The following is a 24,075-nucleotide window of genomic DNA, read 5'->3' as shown; positions in this document are numbered from 1 at the left end:
AATCAGGATTTAACGAGCCGGGCCGCGAAAAATCCGTCGAGCCCGCCGAGCTTCGGGTCGACATGCGGCAGGTGGCTCGGCAGGGTCCGGAGATCGCCCTCGGGGGTGATGATCTCGCCGAGCCCGAAGACCTCGCTGGCCTCGATCGGCACGCGGCGGAGCGCAGGCTCTGCGGCCAGCAGCGTGGCGACGGCCTGCTCGCCTTCTTCGGGTTCCAGCGAACAGGTGCAGTAGACCAGCATCCCGCCGGGCTTGAGCAGCGAGACGGATTTGCGCAGTAGCCGCTGCTGGAGAACGGTCATCGCAGCAACGTCCGACTCCTGGCGCAGCCACGCAACATCGGGGTGCCGACGGATCGTCCCCGTCGAGGTGCAGGGCGCATCGATCAGGATTCCATCGAGGCCATCCACCGGGCCCGCCCATTCCACGGCGTCGGCGACGACAGTCTCGGCCTGGAGCGACAGCCGGTTGAGGTTCTCACGCAGGCGCGCAACCCGGGCGGGTGAGCGGTCGATTGCCGTGACATGCGCGCCGGCCTGCACCAGCTGCGCGGTCTTGCCGCCGGGCGCAGCACAGAGATCGGCAATCGATTTACCTTTGATGTCGCCGAACAGCCGGACCGGCAGCGCGGCGGCGGCGTCCTGCACCCACCATTGTCCGTCGGTGAAGCCGGGCAGCATCGTCACCGCGCCGTGCAGCAGCGTGCGCACCGATCCGGTCGGCAGCACTTCGCCATGCAGCCGGCTCGCCCATTGTGCGGCGTCGGACTTCACGGTGAGATCGAGCGACGGTTCGTGGCCGAGCGCGAGCGCCATGTCCCGTGCGGTCGCCTCGCCGTAATGCGCGCTCCAGCGCGCCAGCAACCAGGGCGGCAGGTCCAGCGATTGCGTGGCGACCTCCTCGACCAGCGCCTGGCCTTCGCGCGCGCAGCGGCGCAGCACGGCGTTGACGAGGCCGGCATAGCGCGCGGCGCGCCGGTCGGATTGCACCAGGCGAACCGAGAGATCGACCGCGGCGTGATCGGGCACGTCCATCCAGAGGATCTGGGCGGCGCCGATCAGGAGCGCGCTCTGCGCGCGCGGTGCGTCGGAGGGAATGCCTTTGTCGAGCAGGCGCGACAGCACATGGCCGAGCGTGCCGAGGCGACGCAGGATGGTCGCGACCAGCCGCCGCATCAGCGCGCGGTCGCGATCGGCGAGCGTCTTCAGTCCGGGATGGGCGCCGGAGCCGTCGAGCTGGTCATCGAGCGTGCGGTGCTTGTGCAATACGCCGTCGACGATGTCGGCAGCGATCCGCCGCGCCGCAAGACCGGGCACTTCGGATGGAGGGGCAAAACGTTGAGATGGCATGCGGAAGTAAGGTTCTGAGCGAGCGGCAGTTCCGCCGATATGGGCGCATGCCTTAAGAACACCAGCTGTGGCATGCGAATATGCCAAATGTAAGAATGGCCTCTGGCGATTTCAGCCCGTCGCGGCCATTTCTGCAATGCGTAATTGGACGTCGCGCATGTCGCGATTCCGAGCTAGGACCCCGGACGATGAACGACCAGCCGCCCGCTCGCGACCGCAAGACCTTGCCGCCGGCAGCCCAACGCGCGCTTGCCGAAGCTGAGGCGCGCCGCCGGGCAGCGGCGGCGCACGCCAAAGACGATGCCAGGGCGGCGCCGAAGGAATTGCAGGGGCCGAAGGGACCCGAGCCCACACGCTACGGCGACTGGGAACGCAAAGGCATCGCCTCGGACTTCTAGGCTCTCTTGCCCGCGTTGCCGACTCAGCCCTAGCGTGCGCGGATGTCGCGCTTCGACCCCAGTCATTCCTACCGGTCTTCGTACAACGGCTCGCCATTCGGCCGCCGTTTCTCCGGGCTGTTGCCGTGGATGTTCGTGGTCGGAATCGTAGTGGCGGTGGTGCTCGCCTTCCGGCACGGGACGAACTGGCCCGTTCCGCATCCGGCTGACGAACGCACGCAGGACGCCGAGATCATCCTGCAGCAGTCCGGCAATCCCGACAGCTACCTGCCGATCGACGTCATCCGCACGATCGACGGCGACACCTTTCTTGCGCGCGTGCATCAACGCGACGGGCGCGATCTCGTCGCAAGGGTTCGTCTGCGCGGCATCGATGCGCCCGAGATGAAGGCGTCCTGTCGGGACGAGCTGGACAAGGCGGAAGCGGCCACCGGGGCGCTGCGCAATCTGCTCGGACAGGGCGGCGTCACCCTCTACAATCTCGGCTCGGAGAAATACGGGCGCGTTCTCGCCGATGTCGCGACCAAACGGACCGCCAACGTCTCGGCGGCGATGCTCGCGGGCGGTTTCGCGCGCAGCTACAATGGCGGTCATCGCGACGGCTGGTGCGCGCGCGGCTGGCGTTTCTGGTAACAAAAAAAGCCGCGTCGAAACGCGGCTCTTTCAATCTCTGTTCTGGTTGCAACGATCAGCGCGCCACGACCACCGTCGTGCCGACGGAGACGCGGCTGTAGAGATCGGTGATATCGTCGTTGAGCATGCGGATGCAGCCATAGGAGACGAAGCCGCCGACCGAGCCCGGCACGTTGGTGCCGTGGATGGCATATTCACCGCCGGCCAGTGTCATCGCCGCAACGCCCATCGGGTTGCGCGGCGAGCCACCCGGGATGACGTCGGGAAGCTGCGGCTTGTCGCGCTTCACCTCGGCGGGCGGCGACCAGGCCGGATTGCGGTACTTGCCGTCGATGCGGGTGGTACCGGCCCACTGCTTGCCGGATTTGCCGACGCCGACCGGATAGCGCACGGCGTGGCCGTCATCGAGAATGAGATAGAGCCGGCGCTCGCTGGTTTTGACCACGATGGTGCCGGGCGAATAGTTGGCGACGTGCGTCCCCACCATTTCCGGCCGCGCCTCTGCCGCCGTCGACATCAAGATCCCAGCCCCGATGGTGGCGGCCAGCGCCAGTGCAATCTTCATCGACATCAATTTTCCCCTTACCCCGAACGGATCGTCCAAATTTACGCAAAACCGGCAATAGCCGGCCTGCCCAGACATTCTTGACCGCGCCTGTTAACCGGATGGTTTCCACGCGCGGCCGCCAAGGGCGAGCCAGCAGGGGGAACAAAGGAAAAGTTCGAAATAAAGTAAATGACTTGAAAACAACACTTGGCGGGAAAGATACGGCCGCGCCGGCGCCCGCCCTGACAAACGCGTGAGGGTGTGAACGGGGGTTGTTTCAGGGGGCGCTTGCGCGGGATGCGGTCTCATGTCCCGGACGCGGTGCAGCGCGCAACGCTGCTCCGCAGAGCCGAGACCCAGCCCTTCTGCGTGGATAGATGGGCCCCGGCTCTGCAGCGCACCGCCAGGTGGCGCTGCGCTGCGTCTGGGGCACTGGAGCGTGCTTAGGCCGTCTTCTTGTTCTGCCGGTTCTTCACGAGATCGTCGACCACGGCGGGATCGGCGAGGGTCGAGGTGTCGCCCAAGCTGCCCGGCTCGTCCTCGGCGATCTTGCGCAGGATGCGGCGCATGATCTTGCCCGAGCGGGTCTTGGGCAGGCCGGGCGAGAACTGGATCTGGTCAGGTGCGGCGATCGGGCCGATTTCCTTACGCACCCAGGTGACGAGTTCCTTGCGCAATTCGTCGCTCGGCTCGACGCCGGCCATCAGCGTCACATAAGCGTAGATGCCCTGGCCCTTGATGTCGTGCGGGTAACCGACCACGGCGGCTTCCGACACCTTCTCATGCGCGACCAGCGCGCTCTCGACTTCCGCCGTGCCCATGCGATGGCCGGAGACGTTGATGACGTCGTCGACGCGGCCGGTGATCCAGTAATAGCCGTCGGCGTCGCGCCGGCAGCCGTCGCCGGTGAAGTATTTGCCCTTGTAGGTCGAGAAATAGGTCTGCTCGAAGCGGGCGTGATCGCCATAGACGGTGCGCATCTGGCCCGGCCATGAACGGGTCAGGCAGAGATTGCCCGATGTCTCGCCGTCCAGCACCTTGCCGTCGGCGTCGACGATCTCAGGCGCCACGCCGAAGAACGGCTGTGTCGCCGAGCCCGGCTTGAGTTTGGTTGCGCCCGGCAGCGGCGTGATCAGAATGCCGCCGGTCTCGGTCTGCCACCAGGTGTCGACGATCGGGCAGCGGTCGTCGCCGACGACGCGGTAATACCACTCCCAGGCTTCTGGATTGATGGGCTCGCCGACCGAGCCGAGCAGGCGCAAGCTCGCGCGCGAGGTCTTCTTCACGGGCTCGTCGCCCGACTGCATCAGCGCGCGGATCGCGGTCGGTGCGGTGTAGAAGATGTTGACCTTGTGCTTGTCGATGACGTTCCAGAATCGCGAATTATCCGGGTAATTCGGCACGCCTTCGAACATCAGCGTGGTCGCGCCGTTGGCGAGCGGCCCGTAGAGAATGTAGCTGTGGCCCGTGACCCAGCCGACGTCGGCGGTGCACCAGTAGATATCGCCGTCGTGATAGTCGAAGACGTATTGATGCGTCATCGACGCGAACACGAGATAGCCGCCCGAGGTGTGCAGCACGCCCTTGGGCTGGCCGGTCGAGCCCGAAGTGTAGAGGATGAACAGCGGGTCCTCGGCGTGCATGTGCTCGGCCGGGCATTCGGTCGTCACCATCTTGGCGGCGTCGTGGTACCAGAGATCGCGCGAGGGATTCATTTCGACCGTGCCGCCAGTGCGCTTGACCACGACGACCCAGTCGACGCCGTCGGCCTTGGCGAGCGCCGCGTCGACATTGGCCTTCAGCGGCACCTTCTTGCCGCCGCGCAGGCCTTCATCCGCGGTAATGATGACCTTGGACTGGCAGTCGTTGATGCGCTGGGCGAGTGAGTCCGGCGAGAAGCCGGCGAACACCACCGAGTGGATCGCGCCAATCCGCGCGCAGGCCAGCATCGCGTAGGCGGCTTCCGGAATCATCGGCAGATAGATGGTGACGCGATCGCCCTTCTTGACGTTGCGGGTGCGCAGGATGTTGGCCATCCGGCAGACCTCGTCGTGCAGCTCCTTGTAGGTGATGTGCTTGGACTGCGAGGGATCGTCGCCTTCCCAGATGATCGCGGTCTGGTTGGCGCGCTTGTGCAGGTGGCGGTCGATGCAATTATGGGCGACGTTGAGGATGCCGTCCTCGAACCATTTGATCGAGATGTTGCCGGGCGCGAAGGAGACGTTCTCGATCTTGGTCGGCGCGTGCATCCAGTCGATGCGCTTGGCCTGCTCGGCCCAGAAGGCGTTCGGGTCCGCGATCGAGCGGGCGTACATGTCCTTGTACTTGGCCTGGTCGACCCAGGCGCGCTTGGCCCATTCCGCGGGGACGTCGTAAATCTTCTCGGACATGTTTCTCTCCACATACGGCAAGCCAAACGCTGGCGATGCGCAAGCCGACTTGATCGTTGAACCGATTATGCGTCGGGCTAACCGGACCCGACAAGGAGCACAAGCTGGACCTTCGGTGAGCGGCCGGCCATGCGGAGAATCAAGCGGCCAAAGCCGGCTGTCGCAAATCTGAAACGGGCCGGGGAGAGCTTTTCGGCTCTTGACCCAAATCCCCGGAATAGCCCTGCACAGAGCGCCCATGCGTCGCAGGCGGTATTTAGGAACCGCCCTTCACTGATTCGGGACTCGCAATGCCGTTCGGAACACCCTAAATGGCCAACCCGGGTCCCAAAGAGACCCCTTGGAACAATAATCAGAACAGCGGCATTGACCGGTAGCAGACAGGCTAAGGCTTAAGACTATGATGGATCAGCAGAATCTCGGGACGATGCGGCCCGCTTCGGCCGATCCTGCTGCCATTGCGCTCGCCAAAGCCCTCGGACAGTGGCCGAAATCGGCCGGTTCCACCCGCCTCAGCCCCAAAAAAGTGTTCGATTCGGCGCCCGCGGCGACGGTCGAGGCGCTGGCCAAGGAGCTCGGCCTGCGGCTCGGCGATCAGAACGAGCTGACCATTCGCCGCATCCGTCGCGGCAAGGGCTATTCCTTCGTCCGCTCCAACGGCGCCCATATCCGCGACGCCCGCACCATCCGCCGGCTCCACGCCATGGCGGTGCCGCCGGCCTACCGCGAGGTGCGCTACTCGGCCGATCCGAGCACGCATCTTCAGGCGGTGGGTCGCGATGCCGCGGGCCGGCTGCAATACCGCTATCACGCCGATTGGGAGAAGGTCCGCGAGCACCGCAAGGCGCATCGCCTGGAAAAGCTCGTCGGCGCGCTGCCAAAGATCCGGCGTAAGGTGTCGGCGTTCCTGTCGGGCGACGAGCCGACCCGCGAATTCGCGCTGTCGGCGGTGATCGAGCTGATCGCGCGCACCGCGATTCGCCCCGGCAACGAGTCCTATGCCCGCCTCAACGGCACCCGCGGTGCCACCACGATGCTGAAGTCCAACGTCACGCTGGAAGACGACAGCTTCGTGCTGACCTTCAAGGCGAAGGGCGGCAAGGCCGTGCGCAAGGAGTGCGACGCGGCCAAGCTGGTGCGCGCCATCGGCATCCTCAACGGCGTTCCCGGCAAGCGCATGTTCCAGTATCGCGATGCCTACGGCATCGTGCGCGCGGTCAGCACCACGCAGGTGAATGCGTTCCTGCGCGAGATCGCCGGCATCAAGATTTCGCTGAAGGATTTTCGCACGCTGATGGCCTCGGCCGTCGTCGTGGAATCGCTGTCGCGGATCACGCCCGCGACCAGCCAGCGTGGCCGCAAGAAGCAGGTGCTGGACGCGATCCGCGCCGCGGCCGACAAGCTCTCCAACACGCCGGCGATCTGCCGTAAGAGCTATGTCCACGACACCATCGTCACCGCCTTCGAGGACGGCATCCTGGAGCGCTTCGCCGCGACGATGAAGGGCCAGCGCTCGCAGGCGAGGCGCGAGCAGCTTTTGCAGCAGGTCGTCGCGACTGCGGCTGTCTAAGCGGCGGTTCCGTAGGGTGGGCAAAGGCGCGCTTGCGCCGTGCCCACCGTCTCTCTCGGTCGCAAAAATGCGTGGGCACGCTTCCGCCTTCGCTCTTCGAGCTACGGCGGACAGGTCGCCTTGCCCACCCTACGAGAGCTACATCTTGTCAGAGATACCCTTATCCGGACCGGGATCGTTGCCGGCGGCTGCGATGGTCAATCTCTCCAGATAATGCGCCCACCCCTTCGCGTGCGCGGCCATCTGTTCCTCAGTCGGCAACCCGCTATGTGTCATGCGCATCAGCGTGCCACCATCGCGTTCGATCAAATCGATCTCGATCAGGCTCGAGCCGGGCGGCACTTCTTGACCGCCCTCCCAGCCGAACGTGTAGGCCAGACGATGCACCGGCACGACCTCGCGGAAAGCGCCGCGGGCGACGCTGGCACGTGGACCGATGCCTTTGAGCAGATAGAGTCCGCCGGGATGCGGCTCGGTGGTCGCATCCGAGCCCATCCAGCTCAGAATTTTCTCAGGATCCGTCAAATAGGCGAAGACGGTGGCGCGCGGGGCTGCGATCTGGGTCTCGCGTCGTAATACGAACTGCTCGGTCATCGGCGATCATCCCTGAGGTGAACTTGGCACATGGCGGCGCCAAAGCACCCCGTCAAGGATTGCCCGTGACAAAGCCGGCCCTCATTCGCCATCATCGGATCATGCAACTCTCTCCGACCCTCGCCTGGCTGGTCGATGCCGCCTTGGACAGTCCCGGCGCCGACCGCCTGCTTGCGGAACTTGGCGCGCACCTGCTCGCCGACGGTGTGCCGCTTATGGCAGGCAGCCTGACGCTTGAGGTGCCGCATCCGCTGATCGCGAAGCGGACTTGGCTGTGGCGTGCCGAAAGCGGCTCTGTGATCGAGGCGCTTGGTTTTGCGCCGGGCGGCCTCGCGCCCGATCCGCCAACCGATGCCGGGCGTCGCTGGCTGCGCGACATCGCGGGTGGCGAGGTGCACGAAGACGTTGTCGGGCGCGATGGCCCGTTGCTGGGCTGGATCGGGACGCGCCCTTTCACTGCCGACGACATCGAGCAATTGCGCCAGGCCGCGCGTTTTGCCGCGACACCGCTCGCCGTGCTCGCGGCGCGCGCTACGTTGCGGGCGACGCTGGAGGCCTATCTCGGCAAGCGCAGCGCCGAGCGCGTGCTGGCGGCGCCGTTGCGGCGCGACCTCGGCGAGACCATCCAGGCTGCGTTGCTCTATGCCGATCTGCGCGGCTTCACGACGTTGTCGGAAACCAGTTCGCCAGCCGATGTCATCGCGGCGCTCGATGCCTGGTTCGATCGCATTGCCGGTGCCGTTCACGCCTTCGGCGGCGAGGTGCTGAAATTCATCGGTGACGGCGTGCTGGCGATCTTTCCGGTGGTCGAGGCGTCACCGCGTCGCGCCTGCGACGCCGCTCTGCGTGCCGCAGCTGCAGCCGAAGCCGGGATGGCGTATCTCAACGCCGAACGCGGCGCGCAAGGACTGCCGCCGCTCGCGTTTGGTGCCGCGCTTCATCTCGGCGAGATGCTCTGGGGCAATATCGGCGCCGCCAATCGGCTGGACTTCACGGCGATCGGTCCCGCCGTCAATCTCGCCAGCCGGCTCGAAGGCCTGTGCAAGCCGCTCGGCAGGACCGTGCTGGTCTCGGGCGCGCTCGCCGCCGAGACGGACATGCCTCTGGTCGCGCTCGGACCGCATCAGCTGCGCGGCATCGCCTCGCCATGCGAGGTGCTTACGCTGCCGGAGGCGCAAGGACGGATATCGTAGCCCGGATGGAGCAGCTTTTACCTGAGGTCGTCGCGACCGCGGCGGTGTGAACGTCAGGTCGGCGGCAGCTCGCCGGGATTGCTCTTCGCAGGATCATTGTCCTTCACTTGCCCACGAAGCCGGTCGCGTTCCGACCTGGCGAAATCGTTGTCGGGCGCCAGCGTGACCGCGCTTTCCAACGCCGTCAGGGCGTCGCGCGGCTTGCCCGTGGTTTCGAAGATCACGGCCCGCGCCAGCAGGCCGCGCGGATCTTTCGGTGCGCGCTTGCTGAACTCATCGAAGTCGCGCAAGGCGGCGTCATAGTTTTCTTGAGCCTGCTGGGCCTCGCCGCGCGCCAAATAGTAGTCGGCATTGTTGGCCTGCCGCCTGATCGCCTCGTTCAGATCGGCCACCGCCTTCGCATAGTCTTTCAGCCGCAGGTAGGCAAAGCCCCGATAGTAGTAAGCGACGGCTGCTGTCAGCCAGGTGGTCGTCGGGCTGGCCGATTTGTTCAGGTCCTGAAGTGCTGCGTCGTATTCTCCGCGAGTCATGTAAATCCAGGCGCGGTCGTTGAGGGCTGCGGCGTAATCGGGCTGAATCTTCAGCGCGGCATTGAAGTCGGACATTGCGCTGTCCGGCTCTCCGTCGCGCCGCATGAAGCCCCGCTGGGTATAAACCGACGCCAGCTTCGCGCCGGATATCTTGCCGCCATTGATCAAATTGGTGCAGGCGCTTTCCGAGGCCGTGCCGCGATTGGCAAAGCAACTCATCATCTCGAGGTCGACAGGATTGATCGTCGTTGTCTTAACCGGGGTGGCGGTCGACGTTGCCGCCTTCTGCGCGATCGGCTTGGCCCAGGCTCCGGCATTGCCCCAGGCGCCGGTATTGACCGGCTTGCTGATCAGGATCCAGCCGGTGATCAGCACGGCCATTGCGGCGGGCCACGCGTACCAGGACCATCGATACCAGGGATCGACGCTCCACAATGCGCCGTGCAGCGCGACGATGCGGGCTGACGTCTTCATGTCAGCTGTCCCGGATCGCCGATTGAATGTCGCTGAGTTCGAACTCGGCGACGTTCGCATTGGGGTCTCGCGACGTGCGCAGGGCATGCGCCTCGCGGGTCTTTTCGAGCAGCGTTCGCATCGAGCGCGCGTTGCCCCATTGCGGGTCGTCGCGTTGCGAATCGATCCATGGAGCGAGCGACGCCTCGAAGCCGATCGGCAGCAGATATTGCTGCTCGGACGCCATGGCACGGAAGATTTCGCACAGCTCGAGCCCGTCGTAGGGCGGGAAGTCGATCGTCTTGGTGAAGCGGCTGGCAAGCCCTGGGTTGCTGGCGATGAACCGGTGCATCTCGGCGGGATAGCCGGCGACGATCACGACCAGGCGATCGCGGTGATCTTCCATGTATTTCAGCAGCGCCTCAATGGCCTCGCGGCCGAAATCACCCTTCCATTCCGCCGCGCTCAGGCTGTAGGCCTCGTCGATGAACAGGACGCCGTCGAGCGCGGAGCGGCAGACGTCGAGCGTTTTCGGCGCGGTCTGGCCGACATAGCTCGCGACGAGCTGGCTGCGGTCGGCTTCGATCAAATGGCCTTTGCGCAGCACGCCGAGCGAGCGATAGATGTCGCCGATGGCGCGCGCCACCACGGTCTTGCCGACGCCGGGAGGTCCGGTGAACACCATGTGCCGGCTCGTTGCGAACACCGGCAGGCCCTGCTCGCGCCGCCGACGCTCGACCTCCAGGCTCGCGAGCAGCTTGTTGATTTCGGTCTTGACCGATGCGAGCCCGACCATCATGTCGAGGTCGTCAAGTGCGTCGTCCGCGGTGCGTGTCACCATCCGGGTCTCGCCGGTCGCGGAATCGGTCGTCAGCCTGCGGCCATAGGTGTAGCCGCTTCCGATCGGGACGAAGCCCGACGCCGTGGGGTCGGCTCCGAGGCGGGAAGCGATGTAGCCGACGCCGGTCGCGGAGACGATCGTCAGCGCGACGCCGACGAAGCGCAGCGCGGTCATCTCGGAGAAGAGCGAGCCGATCCAGCTGAAAAAGCCGACCTGCGGATTGAACAGCAGCGCGCTGACCCCTGCCGTCGCCACGCCGATCAGGATGAAGGCGAGGATGAAGCGCGCGTTCAGAAAATTCTGCATTCAAGACTCACTTGCAAATCTCACGTGCACGCAAATCTCACTTGCATGGCGGCCGCGCAGGCCATCGCACCGTGACGGTGTTGGAGCCGCTGACCGGCTCCATCCGTGCCGTCGGATAAAGGGATACGAGCAAACCCTTGGCGTCACCGTCCGCGGTCAGCGGGTCGAGCCCGCCGCTGTCAGGCAGCGGGTTTGGCAGGGCAATTCTCTGCGGCTGGTCGGTGACGTGGAACGAAGGTGAGCGGTATTTGCTGGTGCGAAACGTGACGGTCCCGCCGGCCGGATTGCCCGGCGTGGACACGGTGATGAATGCGATGGGGTAACGGCATTGCCGGCTGTCGGATTGCGCGACCCGCTGGCCATCCGGGGTGAGGGTCGGGATGGCATCAGCCACCTGCTCCTGCGGCACCAGCGCGATGACGGGTGCGTCGGGCTCCGCGCGCGTGGTCAAGAACCATCCCATGATGACCCCGATCACCGCCGCGCCGGCCAGCAGCATCGCCAGCATCGATGAAGCATCTTGTCGGGAACGGAATGGAAGAGCCCCGGTGGGGCTGTCCGTGGACCCTGGCGATTGCTCGCCGCCGTCCCTTTCCTGCATCGCCATGACGCGAGAAGACCTGTTGAACGTCCGTTCCTTCGCCGAATTTAGGAATTCTGTCTGCGGAGATCAATGGTTGTGACGGGGCTATCGCGCTATCACAAAGCTGTCACAGGTCGGCCTTCAATTGGAGCGAATTACATCCCGCCCATCTTGCAAACCAGCTTCCATTCCTCGGCCGTCACCGGTTGCACCGACAGGCGCGAATATTTCACCAGCGCCATATCGGCAAGCTTCTTCTCGGCCTTGATCGCCGCCATCGTCACCGGTGTCTTCAGGGGCTTGTCGGCCTTGATGTCGACGCAGACGAACTTTTCGGTCTTGTCGGTCGGGTCCGGATAGGCCTCCTTGATGACTTCCGCGATGCCGACGATCTCCTTGCCCTCGTTGGAATGATAGAAGAACGCCTTGTCGCCCTTTTTCATGTTCACGAGATTGATGCGTGCTGTGTAATTGCGCACGCCGGTCCAGGCCTCGCCCTTGGCGCCCTTCGCGACCTGCTGGTCCCAGGACCACACCGATGGTTCGGATTTCACCAGCCAGTACGCCATGTTCATTCCTCTGCCTTGAAGGGCCGTGTCAAAAGCCCGGAGATCGCTGCGTCGATCGTGCTTCGGCCGCCCAGGATCGAAGCGACCGCTTCTGATACCGGCATCTCGATGCCTTGCGAAGCTGCGAGTTCGATCAGCACCGGTGCGGTGAACTCGCCCTCGGCAAGCTTGCCGGCGGGTGGCTGCTCGCCACGGCCCAACGCGAGCCCGAGCGCGAAATTGCGCGATTGCGGGCTTGAGCAGGTCAGGATCAGATCGCCGAGACCGGACAGGCCGGTGAGCGTCTCGCTGCGCGCGCCGAGCGCACGGCCGAGGCGCGTCAGCTCGGCGAAGCCGCGGGTCGTGAGCGCAGCCTGCGCGGAAGCGCCGAGCTTTCGCCCGACCGCGATGCCGACCGCAATCGCCAGCACGTTCTTGGCGGCGCCGCCGATCTCGACGCCACGGATGTCGGTCGAGTGATAGGGACGGAACGTCGGGGAGCCCAGCGCCTGCACGAGGCCGCTCGCAAGCGCATCATCCCTGGCCGCGAGCGTCACAGCCGTCGGCAGGCCGCACGCGACGTCGTCGGCAAAACTGGGGCCCGACAGGATTGCGGGCTGCGCGTGGGGTGCGGCTTCGGCGATCACGTCGGTCATGAACTTGTGGGTGCCGTGCTCGATGCCCTTGGCGCAGGCGATGACCGGCACAGCCTTCGTGACATGCGAGGCCAGCATGTTGACCGCGCCGCGCAGATGCTGCGCAGGTGTTGCGATCAGCAGCATGTCGGCGCGTGCGGCGAGCGACAGCTCGCTCGTCACCACGATGTCAGGCGCGAGCTGCACGCCCGGCAGCCGTGGATTGTCGCGGGTCGAAGCGATCCGCGTCGCATGCTCCGCGTTGCGCGCCCACAGCGTCACGTTCCGTCCGGCGCGTGCGGCCACCGTCGCCAGCGCCGTACCCCAGGCGCCCGCGCCGATCACCGCGACGGACTGGAACGCGGTCATGCTAGTATCCCGCCCGCGTCTTGCCGTAGCCTGCCGGCGCGGTCGCGTTGGCGTCGAGCAGCCAGCGCGCGCGCGGCTGCGCCTCCATCGTATCGGTGATGCCGAGCGCGAGGCGCTCGGCGCCGGCCCAGGCGATCATCGCGCCATTGTCGGTGCAGAGCGCGGGCGGCGGCATGATCAGCTGTGTCTGCGCTTCCCTGGCAACGTCAAACAGCGCGCCGCGGATCGCCTGATTGGCGGCGACACCGCCGGCCGCGACCAGCGCGCACGGCGCGCCGAATTGCTCCCGGAAAAGTCTGAGACCGACCCGCAGCCGGTCGGCCGTGGAATCCAGCACTGCGGCCTGAAAGCTCGCGCAGAGATCGTTGATGTCCTGCGGCGCGATCTCAGCCAGCCGGCTCGCTTCGGTGCGGACCGCCGTCTTCAGTCCCGACAGGGAGAAGTTGGCATCGGGACGCCCCTGCATCGGCCGCGGGAAGGCGAAGCGCGCCGCATCGCCGCTTGCTGCCGCGCGTTCGACCTGCGGGCCGCCTGGATAGGGCAAGCCCAGCATCTTGGCGACCTTGTCGAAGGCCTCGCCGATCGCGTCGTCGACGGTGGTGCCAAGCCGCACATATTGGCCGACGCCGGTGACTGCGACGATCTGGGTGTGGCCGCCGGAGGCGAGGAACAGACAATAGGGAAATTCGACACCGTCGGTCAGGCGCGGCGTCAGTGCATGCGCTTCGAGATGGTTGACCGCGACCAGTGGCGTGTCGTGCACCATCGCGATCGCCTTTGCGGTGGTGAGTCCGACGATGACGCCACCGATCAAGCCCGGTCCCGCAGCGGCCGCGACGCCGTCGAGCTGGGCATAGTCGATGCCGGCCTCGTGCATGGCACGGTCGATGATGCCGTCGAGGACGTCGACGTGGGCGCGCGCCGCGATCTCGGGCACGACGCCGCCGAAGCGGGCATGCTCCTCGACCTGCGACCGCACGATATTGGACAGGATCTTGCCGCTCCCATCAGGCGCGCGCTCGATGACGGCCGCCGCGGTCTCGTCGCAGGTGGTCTCGATGCCTAGTACCAGCATTGGCGAATTGTTATCCAATTTGCGCCCTTGCGCTCATCCGTAAAGCAGAGTTCTGGTAACGCGGTAGCATTCCGGGGTCGGCTTGCGCAATCGTCACGCGCCGCCATCCCTTGAATGCGTCGCCGCCACGCGGTCCGGGAACACAAGCGATGTCCATTCTTGTCACACGGCCGCATCCCGACAATGAGGCGACGGCGGGAAATCTGCGCGCGCGGGGACATGTGGTGCTGCTCGCGCCAGTGCTCAAGTTCGAGCCGGTGGCTTTCCATGACGAGAGCGAGGCGGGCTATAGCGCCATCATCGTGACATCGGCCAATGCGATCCGCGCCGTCGTGCCGCAATTGCGGGATCTCGGCCTGCTGAAGCTGCCGCTGTTCGCGGTCGGCGAGCACACGGCTTCCGTGGCGTGCGAAGTCGGTTTCGCGGATGTGATCGTCGCCGGCGGCGATGCCGCTTCCTTGCGCGACAAGGTGATGCAGAGCGCGCGCGACAAGGTGCTGAAGAAAAAGAGTACGCTGCTTTATCTTGCGGGCGCCGACCTGTCGCGGGATCTCGGCGGCGAGCTCGGCGCGGAAGGGTTCAGCGTGGTTACCCAGACGACCTACCGTATGGCTCCGGTCAAGCTTCTGCCGCGCGACGTGTGCGACGGCTTTGCCGCGCATGGCATCGAGGCGGTGCTGCATTACTCCCGGCGCAGTGCGCGAGCCTTCCTGGACGCGGCCCGGGACGAAGGCGTCGAAATCTCGGCGCTGGCGATCCCGCAATGCTGCCTGTCCGAGACGGTCGCCAGCGTGCTGCGTGATGCCGGGGCATCGCAGGTCCTGGTGGCCGCGACCCCGGACGAAAATGCCCTGTTTGACGCCTTGGAGCGTGCTTTGCGGACCCGTTTGGCGTAAGAGGACGGGCCGAATCCGAGGCAATCGGGCTCGTCTCTGGTATGAAAGTGTGAGGAACCGTCACGATGGCCGACGACAAGCCTGAAGACGCAGGATTGGCCCCCGAGTCCGGCCGTGCCAAACGCACCCCGCCCACCATCGACCTCGAGGCGACCGAAGTCTCCACCCAGCCGCAGGATTTGGCGGTTGAGCCGGAGGCGCAGCCTTCGACCGAGCAGGCCAACGCCGAGCAGGCGGGCGCCGCAGACTCTGAGGTCGAGATGGCCAAGGTCGAGACAGCCAAGACCGAGCCGGAGCATAGCGAGGCGCAAGCGGCCGCTGCATCGGGCGCCATTTCTCCCTGGGTCATCGCGCCATTTTCCGGGGCCGCTGCCGCCGCGGTCGTGATCGCGGTCGGCTGGGCGCTGGGCTGGCCCGCGGTGCAGGCGCCGCCGGCCACACCGCAAGTGACGAGTGCCACGGTCGATGCGCTGAGCGGACGCGTCGCCGCAGTCGAAACCAAAGCGGGCAAGCCCGTCGCTGATCCGGCCATCGTCGCACGGCTCGATGCGCTGGAGAAATCCGTCGGCACCCTGCGCGGCGATATCGCCAATTTGCGCGCGCAATCCGACAAGACGGCGAGCGCATTGAGCGATGCGAAATCCGCGCCGCGCGATGCGGCGGCCTCGTCCGGCCTTGCCGCCCTCGACGATCGCATCTCCCAACTCGAGCGCGCCAGCGCCACCGCGCGCGCGGAGCTCGCGCAGCAGAGCGAAAAGATCGCCGGCGCCAGGGTGATGGACGACAAGCCGTTGCGCTACGTGGTCGCCGCCACGCTGCTCGACGTCGCCGTTCGCCATAACGATCCCTACGACGCGCAGCTCACTGCCGCGCGGTCGTTCGCGACCAAGCCCGAACTGCTGAAGCCGCTCGAAGCGTTTGCCGCGTCAGGCATTCCAACGCCGGTCGCGCTGACCCGCGAGCTCCTCAACATCGTGCCGAAGCTGTCGCCGCCGCCGGAGGCGCCGAGCAGCAGTGCCGGCATCGTCGAGCGCCTTCAGGCGGGAGCGTCAAAGCTCGTCCGCATCGAGCGCACCGACGGCGTCGGCAATGACCGCGGCGCCATTGTCACGCGGGTCACGGCCGCGGCGCTACGCAGCGATTTCGTCGAGGCACGCCGCGAGCTGAAGACGCTGCCGGAGGCCGATCGCGTGCCGGCACAAGCCTGGCTCGACAAGGCCGACGCGCGCGATGCCGCGCTCGCGGCCTCCCGCAAATTCGCCGACGACGCCCTGGCTGGTCTCGCCAAGCCCGGTCAATAAGCCTGCTCAATAAGACTCGCGCAACAATCCGCGCGTATAGGGATAGCTATGCTTCGCATCGTCCTCTTCCTTGTTCTGATTGCGCTCGCAGGCGCCGGCGCGGCCTGGGTTGCCGATCAGCCCGGCGACGTCGTGCTGACCTGGGGCGGTTTTCGGGCCTCACCGAGCATTCCGGTGTTCGTGCTCTGCCTCGGCCTATTCGCGGTCCTGATCGTCTTGCTCTGGAGCATCCTGACCGTGATCTGGCGCGCACCGGGGCGGATGCGCCGCCGCCGCCATGAAAAGCGTCACGCCCGCGGCCGCCACGCCATCACCCACGGCCTGCTCGCGATCGGCCATGGCGACACGGCGCTTGCCCGCCGGCACGCCGAAGCGGCGCGGCGACACGCGCCGAACGATCCGCTCGCGCTTCTCCTGCACGCGCAATCGGCCCAGCTCGACGGCAATCGCGACGAGGCGCAGCGCGCCTTCCGCGCCATGGCCGAGCGCGAGGATACGCGGCTGCTCGGCCTGCGGGGTCTGTTCATCGAGGCGCAGCGCGCCGACGATGCAGTCGGCGCCGTGATGATCGCGGAGGAAGCGATCAAGCTGTCGCCGTCCTCGACCTGGGCCTCGCATGCGGTGCTCGGCTTCCGCTGTGCGCGCGGCGACTGGAGCGGCGCGCTCGCGATCCTGGATTCGAATTTGTCCGCGGGCTTGATCGACAAGCAAGGCTATCGCCGGCAGCGCGGCGTGCTGCTGGCGGCGCGCGCGCTGGAATTGGAGACGATGGACCGCGACGTCGCGCGCGAGAGCGTGATGGAAGCCGTCAAGCTCGCGCCGACCCTGGTGCCGGCGGCGGTGCTCGCCGCGAAATTCGAGAGCGAGGCGCATCAGGTCCGCCGCGCTATGAAGCTGGTCGAGGCCGCCTGGCTCGCCAATCCGCATCCCGACCTTGCGGATGCGTATGCGCATGTAAGGCTCGGCGATGCCGCGCGGCAGCGACTGCAGCGGGTCGAGACGCTCGCGGCGAAAACGCCGGCCGACAAGGCCGGCCATGTCGAGGGACAGCTCGCGATCGCGCGCGCCGCGATCGATGCCTCCGAATTCGCCCGCGCGCGCGCGGTGCTGGCGCCTTACGTCAACGATCCGACCCAACGGGTGGCGCTGCTGATGGCCGAGCTTGAGCGCACCGAGCACGGCGACGGCGGCCGCGCCCGTGCCTGGACCTTGCGTGCGGTGCGCGCCCGTCACGACCCGGCCTGGACCGCGGACGGCTATGTCAGCGACCGTTGGCGTCCGGTCTCCCCGGTCACCGGCCGGCTCGACGCCTTCCAGTGGCAGACGCCGGTGGCGAGCCTGCCGTCGGGCAAGGGCACGACGATCGAGTCCTCGGCCTTTGAGGAAGCCATGCTCGCGGCCCCGCCGCCGAAGCGGGTGACGGTGGCCAGCGAGGCGCCGACGGAACCGGCCGTGATCGCGCCGGTCGAGACCCCAGCCCCTGCTCCGGCCGCGCAGGACAACGCGCCCCCGGCGGCCAAGGAAGAGCCGGTGGCGACACCTGCCGAGCCGGTCAATCCGGCCCCTGAGGCCGCCGAATCATCGCCGGTGGCAGCAACCCCGGTGTTCCGGACCCGGGCCGACCTCGGCAAGCCCACACAGGCGCCGATCCAGGCCGTCATCCCGATCATCCGCGCGCCGGATGATCCCGGTATCGATGACGACGGTCCGAGCGATGAATTTACGGAACAAATCGGCACGCCCAAGGTCCAGGCCGGCGGTTGGCGCGGATTCTGGTCCCGCTGGGGCGCGTGAGGCCCATTTCGCCTGCCGCTTGTCCTTGCCAATTCGGGCCATGCCCGATATCAGGAGCGCGCGTATCGGGGCCGGCATCGCCCGGGCCCGGCAGGGTTCGCCGCAATAGCTCAGCTGGTAGAGCACGTCATTCGTAATGACGGGGTCGGGGGTTCGAGTCCCTCTTGCGGCACCAGCGCTCAATTCATCCGATCGTCACAAGCCACCTCCCTGCGCGATTGTGCTCGACGCTTGTGTCAATGCGATGCGCTGCTGAAATCGAAGATGGCGATCTGCGTGATCTCTCTCACATAACCTCGCGCGGCTCTCCCCTAGTGTCCCGGTCACGCAAACACGGGGAGATTTCACATGCGCAAGATCATTCTGGTTGCCGCCATGGTCCTGGTTTCCGCATCGGCGTTTGCGGGCGACCGCAGCCTGTCGATGGCGCCGGTGACCGAGCAGTCCTCCGCTCCGCAAGCCACCACGACCGTCGCCCCCGCGACGCACACCAGCGAAGTGGCTCCGGCCGCCCAAGCTCCGAAGTATGTGGACCGTCCGCCGGCAGTCTCGACCCCCTCGCCCGTTGTGGCGGCGGCGCCTGCCACGACCACAGGTGCGGCACCAGCGTCGACGATCAAGCCCGTCAAGCCCGCCAGGACGGCAAGGGTGAGCAAACCGAAGCACAAGCCATACTGGACCGAACGCCGCGTCATCGCCGAACTGCATCGCTACGGCATCTATTGGTAAGCTGTCGTTCGTCTTGAACGCAAATGGCCGGGCGCGAGCCCGGCCATCATGCTTACTGAAGTGGCGAGCTGACGCGCCTAGCGCTGCGAGATCGTCTGCACCACGCTCGAGACCGGGCGCGCGTTCGTCGCATTGGACGCGGGCACCTTCAGCTCCTTTAGCACCGCTTCGTCATACTCGGGCAGCGAGTCGAACGTCGTCTTCGCCTTGATCTGCACGATCTTGTAGCCGCCGGCCTTGAGGCGCGCGAGCAGCGTCGGCAGCGCTTCGCCGGTGCGCTTCTGGAAGTCGTGCATCAGGACGATGCCCTTGCCGAGCTTGTCGAGCTTGGTCATCACGTTGCTGATGATCTTGTCAGGCGTGCTCTCCTTGCGGAAATCGAAGGAGTCGAGGTCAGTCGAGAAAATCCCGACGTTGCGGCTGCCGAGATAGCTCACGAGCGCGGGATTCTGCTGAAGCTGCGGGAAGCGGAAGAACGGCGACGGATTGGTGCCGAGGGCCCATTTCACCGCGCTGAACCCCTTCTCGATCTCGTCCTTGGCCTGCTGCTCCGTCATCTTCTTGCCGTTGAGATTGACGTGCGACCAGGTGTGCGTGCCCACCGTGTGGCCCTGGGCCAGAACCTGGCGCAGGATCTCCGGATGCCAGGTGGCGTGCTTGCCAACCGAGAAGAACAGGCCCTTGGTGCATTCATCTGCCAGTGCCTTCAGCACGGCCGGCGTGTTGTGCGGCCACGGACTGTCGTCGAAGGTCAGCACGACTTCCTTGTCCGCGAGGAAATCAAACTGCTTGAATTGCTCGAAGCCAAAGCCCGGACCGCCGGTGGTGTCGATCTCGACCACGCGCGAGACGCCCAGCGCATTCGGATTGGTGCAGGTCGTCGTTTGCTGAACCGGTGCCACTGCCGGTGCGGGCGCAGGAGCGGGTGCGGCGGCAACAGCAGCGGGCTTGCCCGCGATCGCCGCAGTGGTCTCGACGTCGTCCCTGGCGGCAAGCTTGGCCGGCGCCGGCAGGGGATCGGCGGCACGGGCGGCTGTTGTCTTGGGAGCGCCCTGGTCGGCGCGCGAGGAATAAAAATACCAACCTCCGGCGATCACGACCGCCGCAAGGACACTGGCCAGCATCAGGCCCAACGCATTACGCATCGCTACTCTTTCCAAATACGCAACCAAACCGGCGGAATCTCCCGCGCACCCAGCCATTAATGCGAAGGAACAGTTAACGTGACACCAACGCGACAGCGGTTGCGGTGGAATTTCAGGTGGGTGCGCCAAAGTGACCGATGTCACGGTTTGGATCCGGCCTGTGACCATCATCACAGTGGAAACGGTTCCCCTGGTGCATCGTCGTTCCCATCAACAATGGGCCCGTTCACGCGGCGCCAATGGGAGCTCCAAATGACGAAGTCGTTCACCGCCAAGCCCTTGATCAAGTCCTTGACGGCAAAGATCCGCGACACCAGCCTGGCTCTCGGCTTTGCCGCCATCGTCTCGATCATCTCGAGCAGCTCGAGCTTCGCCTTCTCCGAGGCTACGAAGCAGGCATGTTATAGCGACGCCTTCCGCCTCTGCGCGTCGGAGATCCCTAACGTCCAGAAGACCACCGCGTGCATGATGCAACGTAAGTCCCAACTGAGCGCGGGCTGCCGCGCTGCGGTGGAAAAGGATCTTGGCGGCGGCGCCGCAAACAAGGTCGTTGACGCCCAGAACAACCAGTAAGCGGACACGCCATAAACTTGGCGTTGCGTAGCCCAAGCTCCCCGCATGATGCATCCCGGCGTGAAGCCGGGGCAGCAGTCCATCTGTCAACAAAGCCGTTGCGGCATTGGCGGCGCCCCTCTAGCTTCGCGCTCACATTTTCCGGGTACGAGGCCTTACGCGATGACCAGATTTCTCTTCGTTGTTTGCTTGATTCTGTGCGCATCCGGCGCGTCAGCGCAGCAGCGGCCCGGCCAGGACGCCTGCGCGCGCGACGTCACGCGTCATTGCCGTGCCGTGATGAATAATGGCGATAGCGCCGTGCTCGCCTGCCTGAAGCAGAACCGCACCAAGCTGAGCAAGGCCTGCGACAAGGTGCTGACGGATCACGGGCAGTAAGGCCTACGTACTGCTGCCCGCCGCAGTCGCGACCACCGGCAGCACCTCGGCGTTGGCGCGGTCGGGCGTCTCTTCCTTCCAGCGCACCGAGCCGAACGGCCGCTCCAGCATGCGGCGGATCCGCACCGGATCGGGGCCGATGTGGAAATCGGTCGCTTGCTGATGCAGCGCGCGTTCGGACTGGGTCGAACGGTTGCGCTGGCGTAGATAATCGAACCAGGTCGGGCAGTGATAGCGCTCGGTCCACAATTCTGGATCGGCGATGTCCCGCGCGATCGACCAGCCATAGGCGCCGTTGCGCTGCCGGGACAGCTGCACGTCCTGCATCACATTGTGGAAGGCGCGCGCGTTCTCTTGGGCGACGCGATATTCGATCTCCACCACCAGCGGTCCGCTGCGCCCGGTCAGTGACAGCTTGACTTCGGGGTCGGCCAGCACGTCGGCGTCCTCGTTGCGGGCGCCGACGCGCGGCATCGCAAGCCAGATTCCCAGGAGCGGCGAGACCAGCATCAGACCGGCGGCCACCAGCAGCGCGACCTCGACGCCAGCATAGTCGGTGAGATGGCCCCAGCCCCAGGCGCCGATCGCGATGCCGCCGGAGATCGAGGCCTGGAAGGCCGCAAGCGATCGTCCCGCGACCCAGCGCGGCGCCGAGAGCTGCACGCCGATATTGAACAGCGCGACGGAAGCCATCCAGACCGCGCCGGCCAGCACCAGCGCAGCCGCGGTCAGCACCGGTTCGGTGCTCAGCGCAACTGCCGCCATCGCGAACGCCATCGAGATCGTGCAGGCGCGGATCGCGGACTCGCCGCTCATGCGCTTGCGCAGCTCGTGGATGTTGAGCGCGCCGACGACGGCGCCCATGCCGAAGGCACCCAGCATGATGCCGTAGGTCTGCGCGCCGCCATGCAAGAGGTCGCGCGCGACCAGCGGCATCAGCGCCATCACGGCGCCGCCGCACAGGCCCATCACCAGCGTGCGCAACAGCACGATCTTGATCGGCGGCGAATTGGTGATGTAGCGGAAGCCCGAGACCATGGCGCGGTTGAGCCTTTCCCGCGGCAGGCGCGAGGGCTCGGTGGTTCGCTGCCAGAGCAGTAGCACCACCAGCAGCGGCAGATAGAGGATGGCGTTGCAGGCAAAGGCGGCCACCGCGCCGAGCGCGGCGACGATGACGCCGCCCACTGCGGGACCGAAGCTGCGTGCGATGTTGTAGCTGATGCCGTTCAGCGCGACGGCCGATGGCAGGGCTTCGGGAGGCACCTGCTCGCTGACCGAGGACTGCCAGGCCGGTCCGAACAGCGCGTTACCGCTGCCGACGACGAAGCAGAAGGCGAGCAGCGTTTCGGGAGTGATGAGCTTGAGCCCGGCCAGGATCGTGAGCGCAGTCGCGCCGGTCAGCGCGATCATGAGCGAGACCAGCGTCACGATACGGCGGTCATACATGTCGGCGATGGCGCCGGCCGGCATCGAGATCAGCATGATCGGCAGCATCAGGGCGGTCTGCACCAGCGCCACCTTGTCGGCGGAGGCCGCCATCTGCGTCATCGCCCAGGCCGCGCCCACGCCCTGGATCAGGAGGCCGAGATTGGAAAGCAGGCTCGCGAGCCAGATGCGCCGGAACACGGTGTACCGCAGAGGGGCCGTAATGCCGTCGGCGGCACGTCTCTGGCGGTTCGTCTGCTCGGTCATATCCCCTTCCAAGTCCTCTGGCAGAAATGGCTTCAATGATTCCGGCAGGTCCAGTGATGCCCGCGAAAGTCCTTCGCTGTCCAGTGGTTAGGCCGCTATAAGCGGTGCAAAGACATGGTTTTGACGGGGAGAAGCAGATGAAGCTGTCACGACGGACGATCCTGCAGGGTGCAGGTAGCCTGGCTTTCGCGGTTGCGAGCTTCCGCAACGGTGCGCTGGCGCAAGCGCCGTCCGCGGCCAAGAATCCTGACAACAATCCTGAGGTGCCGCCGATCCTGTTCGTTCATGGCAATGGTGACTACGACGCGCTCTGGATGACGACGCTGTGGCGGATGGAATCCAACGGCATCGCGCGTGACCGCATGATGGCGATCAATTTCACCAATCCCACGGCGCGCACCGACGATGCGGTCGAACAGGCCAACCGCTCCTCGACCGAGGATCAGCGCCGCGAGCTTGCCGCCGCCATCGCCGAGCTGAAACGCCGCACCGGCGCGGCGCGCGTCGCGCTGGTTGGCAATTCGCGCGGCGGTAACTCCATCCGCAACGTCATCAAGAACGGCGGCGCCGCCGATGTCAGTCACGCGGTCCTGTGCGGCACGCCCAATCACGGTGTGTTTGCGCTCGATGATCTCCTCGGCAGCGAGTTCAACGGACGCGGCCCGTTCCTGCGCGGCTTGAACGGCGGCGACAGCGAGGTGACGCCGGGCACAGCTTTCCTCACTTTGCGCAGCGACGGCATGGACAAATATGCGCAACCCGACGGCCGCTTCATGGGCAAGCCGGGCGTGGCGACCAATGTCACCGCCGAGGGACCGGAGCTGAAGGGCGCGACCAATCTCGTGCTCGGCACGATCGACCATCGCGAGACGGCGTATCACCCGCGCGCGTTCCGCGAGATCTACAAGTTCATCGCCGGCCGCGAGCCTGCGCGCATCGCGATCACGCCGGAGCAGACCGTTCGCATCAGCGGATTGGTTACGGGCGCGGTGGACGGCGTACCGACCAATCGCCCGGTGGCCGGGGCGGTGGTGGAGGTCAACCATGTCGACCGCGAGAGCGGGGAGCGCAGGGGCGTGATGCATCGCTCGACGACGGGCGCCGACGGCCGTTGGGGGGCGGCCGAGGTCGATCCGACCTCGCCGATCGAGATCGTCCTGACCTCACCCGACGCGCCGACGACGCATTTCTACCGCTCCCCCTTCCCGCGCTCCTCCAACGTCGTGCATTTGCGCGCCGCGCGCCCGCTCACTCCCGCGGACAAGGATGCCGGTGCGGTCCTGATCATGTCGCGCCCCCGCGGCTATTTCGGCCTGCCGCGCGACACCGTCCTGTTCGACGGCCGGGAGCCCGCCGACGTCCATCCGGGCGTGCCCACGGATGCGACAGCAACCTTGCGCCTTCCGGCCAGCGAGGGGCGGCGTAACGTCGTGGCCCAGTTCAACGAAGAACGAATTGTGGCACGCGCCTGGCCGGCCTCCGAGAACAGGATTGCGGTTGCCGAGATGACTTATTAGCTATTTGCCTGCGCCAGCCTTGACTGCGACGAGATC

23 protein-coding genes and 1 tRNA gene are annotated in these 24,075 nt (G+C 66.1%); 12 read left to right on the top strand and 12 right to left on the bottom strand.

The features are described 5' to 3' along the window. Positions 1–2: 2 nt before the first annotated feature. The gene (locus ACLFLU_RS01075) at positions 3–1,349 is read right to left on the bottom strand and encodes an RsmB/NOP family class I SAM-dependent RNA methyltransferase (protein WP_426410539.1); all 1,347 of its coding nucleotides are present in this window, start codon (positions 1,347–1,349) and stop codon (positions 3–5) included. A 188-nt stretch (positions 1,350–1,537) separates the two neighbouring features. Here ACLFLU_RS01075 and ACLFLU_RS01070 point away from each other — a divergent pair, with 188 nt between their 5' ends. Continuing rightward, positions 1,538–1,747 (top strand): DUF1674 domain-containing protein, encoded by a 210-nt coding sequence (locus ACLFLU_RS01070; protein ID WP_426410538.1) that lies wholly within the window; start codon positions 1,538–1,540, stop codon positions 1,745–1,747. A 42-nt stretch (positions 1,748–1,789) separates the two neighbouring features. Further along, positions 1,790–2,380, top strand: a complete 591-nt coding sequence (locus tag ACLFLU_RS01065) for a thermonuclease family protein (RefSeq protein ID WP_426410537.1) — start codon at positions 1,790–1,792, stop codon at positions 2,378–2,380. Positions 2,381–2,435: 55 nt separating this feature from the next. Here ACLFLU_RS01065 and ACLFLU_RS01060 read toward each other — a convergent pair whose 3' ends face one another. Together ACLFLU_RS01060 and acs are read right to left on the bottom strand one after the other, a co-directional pair. After that, positions 2,436–2,951, bottom strand: coding sequence for a L,D-transpeptidase (locus ACLFLU_RS01060; RefSeq protein ID WP_426410536.1), 516 nt, complete (start codon positions 2,949–2,951; stop codon positions 2,436–2,438). A 419-nt stretch (positions 2,952–3,370) separates the two neighbouring features. Next, positions 3,371–5,317: an acetate--CoA ligase gene (gene acs / locus ACLFLU_RS01055; protein ID WP_426410535.1), complete on the bottom strand. Its 1,947-nt coding sequence runs from the start codon at positions 5,315–5,317 to the stop codon at positions 3,371–3,373. A gap of 400 nt (positions 5,318–5,717) precedes the next feature. On the opposite strand from acs, the gene ACLFLU_RS01050 reads away from it, so the two are divergent. After that, a complete protein-coding gene (locus ACLFLU_RS01050) occupies positions 5,718–6,887 on the top strand; it encodes a DNA topoisomerase IB (protein ID WP_426410534.1) in 1,170 nt (389 codons plus the stop codon). 138 nt (positions 6,888–7,025) lie between these two features. On the opposite strand, the gene ACLFLU_RS01045 is transcribed toward ACLFLU_RS01050, so the two are convergent. Beyond that, on the bottom strand, positions 7,026–7,481 hold the full coding sequence (locus ACLFLU_RS01045) for an SRPBCC family protein (RefSeq protein ID WP_426410533.1): 456 nt from the start codon (positions 7,479–7,481) through the stop codon (positions 7,026–7,028). Positions 7,482–7,582: 101 nt separating this feature from the next. Between ACLFLU_RS01045 and ACLFLU_RS01040 the strand changes: the two genes are divergently transcribed. Then, positions 7,583–8,674: an adenylate/guanylate cyclase domain-containing protein gene (locus tag ACLFLU_RS01040; RefSeq protein WP_426414187.1), complete on the top strand. Its 1,092-nt coding sequence runs from the start codon at positions 7,583–7,585 to the stop codon at positions 8,672–8,674. A 53-nt stretch (positions 8,675–8,727) separates the two neighbouring features. Here the strand turns inward: ACLFLU_RS01040 and ACLFLU_RS01035 are convergent, their stop codons facing one another. The 6 genes from ACLFLU_RS01035 to tsaD form a co-directional block, all read right to left on the bottom strand. Beyond that, positions 8,728–9,678 carry a tetratricopeptide repeat protein gene (locus ACLFLU_RS01035; RefSeq protein WP_426410532.1) on the bottom strand — a complete coding sequence of 317 codons (951 nt, stop codon included), beginning with the start codon at positions 9,676–9,678 and terminating at the stop codon, positions 8,728–8,730. A 1-nt stretch (position 9,679) separates the two neighbouring features. Then, complete coding sequence (locus ACLFLU_RS01030; protein ID WP_426410531.1) at positions 9,680–10,804, bottom strand: AAA family ATPase; 1,125 nt, start codon at positions 10,802–10,804, stop codon at positions 9,680–9,682. A gap of 37 nt (positions 10,805–10,841) precedes the next feature. Beyond that, positions 10,842–11,312 carry a hypothetical protein gene (locus ACLFLU_RS01025; protein WP_426410530.1) on the bottom strand — a complete coding sequence of 157 codons (471 nt, stop codon included), beginning with the start codon at positions 11,310–11,312 and terminating at the stop codon, positions 10,842–10,844. Positions 11,313–11,542: 230 nt separating this feature from the next. Next, complete coding sequence (locus ACLFLU_RS01020; protein ID WP_426410529.1) at positions 11,543–11,956, bottom strand: EVE domain-containing protein; 414 nt, start codon at positions 11,954–11,956, stop codon at positions 11,543–11,545. A gap of 2 nt (positions 11,957–11,958) precedes the next feature. Next, positions 11,959–12,939: an NAD(P)H-dependent glycerol-3-phosphate dehydrogenase gene (locus ACLFLU_RS01015; RefSeq protein WP_426410528.1), complete on the bottom strand. Its 981-nt coding sequence runs from the start codon at positions 12,937–12,939 to the stop codon at positions 11,959–11,961. A 1-nt stretch (position 12,940) separates the two neighbouring features. After that, on the bottom strand, positions 12,941–14,014 hold the full coding sequence (tsaD, locus tag ACLFLU_RS01010; protein ID WP_426410527.1) for a tRNA (adenosine(37)-N6)-threonylcarbamoyltransferase complex transferase subunit TsaD: 1,074 nt from the start codon (positions 14,012–14,014) through the stop codon (positions 12,941–12,943). Between the two features lie 149 nt (positions 14,015–14,163). Here tsaD and ACLFLU_RS01005 point away from each other — a divergent pair, with 149 nt between their 5' ends. The 5 genes from ACLFLU_RS01005 to ACLFLU_RS00985 all read left to right on the top strand — a co-directional run bounded on the left by ACLFLU_RS01005 (position 14,164) and on the right by ACLFLU_RS00985 (position 18,734). Then, the gene (locus ACLFLU_RS01005) at positions 14,164–14,910 is read left to right on the top strand and encodes a uroporphyrinogen-III synthase (RefSeq protein WP_426410526.1); all 747 of its coding nucleotides are present in this window, start codon (positions 14,164–14,166) and stop codon (positions 14,908–14,910) included. A 65-nt stretch (positions 14,911–14,975) separates the two neighbouring features. Next, positions 14,976–16,211 (top strand): COG4223 family protein, encoded by a 1,236-nt coding sequence (locus ACLFLU_RS01000; protein WP_426410525.1) that lies wholly within the window; start codon positions 14,976–14,978, stop codon positions 16,209–16,211. 48 nt (positions 16,212–16,259) lie between these two features. Beyond that, the gene (locus tag ACLFLU_RS00995; RefSeq protein WP_426410524.1) at positions 16,260–18,005 is read left to right on the top strand and encodes a heme biosynthesis HemY N-terminal domain-containing protein; all 1,746 of its coding nucleotides are present in this window, start codon (positions 16,260–16,262) and stop codon (positions 18,003–18,005) included. Positions 18,006–18,104: 99 nt separating this feature from the next. Next, positions 18,105–18,180: transfer RNA gene (locus ACLFLU_RS00990), tRNA-Thr, on the top strand. A gap of 173 nt (positions 18,181–18,353) precedes the next feature. Continuing rightward, positions 18,354–18,734 (top strand): hypothetical protein, encoded by a 381-nt coding sequence (locus ACLFLU_RS00985; RefSeq protein WP_426410523.1) that lies wholly within the window; start codon positions 18,354–18,356, stop codon positions 18,732–18,734. Positions 18,735–18,811: 77 nt separating this feature from the next. Here the strand turns inward: ACLFLU_RS00985 and ACLFLU_RS00980 are convergent, their stop codons facing one another. After that, a complete protein-coding gene (locus tag ACLFLU_RS00980; protein ID WP_426410522.1) occupies positions 18,812–19,879 on the bottom strand; it encodes a polysaccharide deacetylase family protein in 1,068 nt (355 codons plus the stop codon). A gap of 252 nt (positions 19,880–20,131) precedes the next feature. Here ACLFLU_RS00980 and ACLFLU_RS00975 point away from each other — a divergent pair, with 252 nt between their 5' ends. Then, positions 20,132–20,452, top strand: coding sequence for a hypothetical protein (locus ACLFLU_RS00975; RefSeq protein ID WP_426410521.1), 321 nt, complete (start codon positions 20,132–20,134; stop codon positions 20,450–20,452). A gap of 162 nt (positions 20,453–20,614) precedes the next feature. Further along, entirely contained in the window at positions 20,615–20,830 is a 216-nt protein-coding gene (locus ACLFLU_RS00970) for a hypothetical protein (RefSeq protein ID WP_426410520.1), read from the top strand. Between the two features lie 3 nt (positions 20,831–20,833). Here ACLFLU_RS00970 and ACLFLU_RS00965 read toward each other — a convergent pair whose 3' ends face one another. Then, the gene (locus ACLFLU_RS00965) at positions 20,834–22,522 is read right to left on the bottom strand and encodes an MFS transporter (protein ID WP_426410519.1); all 1,689 of its coding nucleotides are present in this window, start codon (positions 22,520–22,522) and stop codon (positions 20,834–20,836) included. A 137-nt stretch (positions 22,523–22,659) separates the two neighbouring features. Between ACLFLU_RS00965 and ACLFLU_RS00960 the strand changes: the two genes are divergently transcribed. Further along, positions 22,660–24,039 carry a hydrolase gene (locus tag ACLFLU_RS00960; protein WP_426410518.1) on the top strand — a complete coding sequence of 460 codons (1,380 nt, stop codon included), beginning with the start codon at positions 22,660–22,662 and terminating at the stop codon, positions 24,037–24,039. The last annotated feature ends 36 nt before the right edge of the window (positions 24,040–24,075 follow it).

The organism is Bradyrhizobium ganzhouense (genome assembly GCF_049949285.1).
Classification (GTDB): domain Bacteria; phylum Pseudomonadota; class Alphaproteobacteria; order Rhizobiales; family Xanthobacteraceae; genus Bradyrhizobium; species Bradyrhizobium ganzhouense.
Note: the sequence above shows the minus strand (reverse complement) of the source record. Positions and strands in the feature narration are given on the sequence as shown.

Coding starts and splice junctions, on each gene's coding strand:
- ACLFLU_RS01015 (WP_426410528.1), bottom strand. CDS start 12,939: ATGACCGCGTTCCAGTCCGTCGCGGTGATCGGCGCGGGCGCCTGGGGT.
- ACLFLU_RS01030 (WP_426410531.1), bottom strand. CDS start 10,804: ATGCAGAATTTTCTGAACGCGCGCTTCATCCTCGCCTTCATCCTGATC.
- ACLFLU_RS00975 (WP_426410521.1), top strand. CDS start 20,132: ATGACGAAGTCGTTCACCGCCAAGCCCTTGATCAAGTCCTTGACGGCA.
- ACLFLU_RS00980 (WP_426410522.1), bottom strand. CDS start 19,879: ATGCGTAATGCGTTGGGCCTGATGCTGGCCAGTGTCCTTGCGGCGGTC.
- ACLFLU_RS01045 (WP_426410533.1), bottom strand. CDS start 7,481: ATGACCGAGCAGTTCGTATTACGACGCGAGACCCAGATCGCAGCCCCG.
- ACLFLU_RS01040 (WP_426414187.1), top strand. CDS start 7,583: ATGCAACTCTCTCCGACCCTCGCCTGGCTGGTCGATGCCGCCTTGGAC.
- ACLFLU_RS01035 (WP_426410532.1), bottom strand. CDS start 9,678: ATGAAGACGTCAGCCCGCATCGTCGCGCTGCACGGCGCATTGTGGAGC.
- ACLFLU_RS00985 (WP_426410523.1), top strand. CDS start 18,354: ATGCGCAAGATCATTCTGGTTGCCGCCATGGTCCTGGTTTCCGCATCG.
- ACLFLU_RS00970 (WP_426410520.1), top strand. CDS start 20,615: ATGACCAGATTTCTCTTCGTTGTTTGCTTGATTCTGTGCGCATCCGGC.
- ACLFLU_RS01020 (WP_426410529.1), bottom strand. CDS start 11,956: ATGGCGTACTGGCTGGTGAAATCCGAACCATCGGTGTGGTCCTGGGAC.
- ACLFLU_RS01060 (WP_426410536.1), bottom strand. CDS start 2,951: ATGTCGATGAAGATTGCACTGGCGCTGGCCGCCACCATCGGGGCTGGG.
- ACLFLU_RS00960 (WP_426410518.1), top strand. CDS start 22,660: ATGAAGCTGTCACGACGGACGATCCTGCAGGGTGCAGGTAGCCTGGCT.
- ACLFLU_RS01000 (WP_426410525.1), top strand. CDS start 14,976: ATGGCCGACGACAAGCCTGAAGACGCAGGATTGGCCCCCGAGTCCGGC.
- ACLFLU_RS00995 (WP_426410524.1), top strand. CDS start 16,260: ATGCTTCGCATCGTCCTCTTCCTTGTTCTGATTGCGCTCGCAGGCGCC.
- ACLFLU_RS01025 (WP_426410530.1), bottom strand. CDS start 11,312: ATGCTGGCGATGCTGCTGGCCGGCGCGGCGGTGATCGGGGTCATCATG.
- tsaD (WP_426410527.1), bottom strand. CDS start 14,014: ATGCTGGTACTAGGCATCGAGACCACCTGCGACGAGACCGCGGCGGCC.
- ACLFLU_RS00965 (WP_426410519.1), bottom strand. CDS start 22,522: ATGACCGAGCAGACGAACCGCCAGAGACGTGCCGCCGACGGCATTACG.
- ACLFLU_RS01005 (WP_426410526.1), top strand. CDS start 14,164: ATGTCCATTCTTGTCACACGGCCGCATCCCGACAATGAGGCGACGGCG.
- ACLFLU_RS01075 (WP_426410539.1), bottom strand. CDS start 1,349: ATGCCATCTCAACGTTTTGCCCCTCCATCCGAAGTGCCCGGTCTTGCG.
- ACLFLU_RS01065 (WP_426410537.1), top strand. CDS start 1,790: ATGTCGCGCTTCGACCCCAGTCATTCCTACCGGTCTTCGTACAACGGC.
- ACLFLU_RS01070 (WP_426410538.1), top strand. CDS start 1,538: ATGAACGACCAGCCGCCCGCTCGCGACCGCAAGACCTTGCCGCCGGCA.
- ACLFLU_RS01050 (WP_426410534.1), top strand. CDS start 5,718: ATGATGGATCAGCAGAATCTCGGGACGATGCGGCCCGCTTCGGCCGAT.
- acs (WP_426410535.1), bottom strand. CDS start 5,317: ATGTCCGAGAAGATTTACGACGTCCCCGCGGAATGGGCCAAGCGCGCC.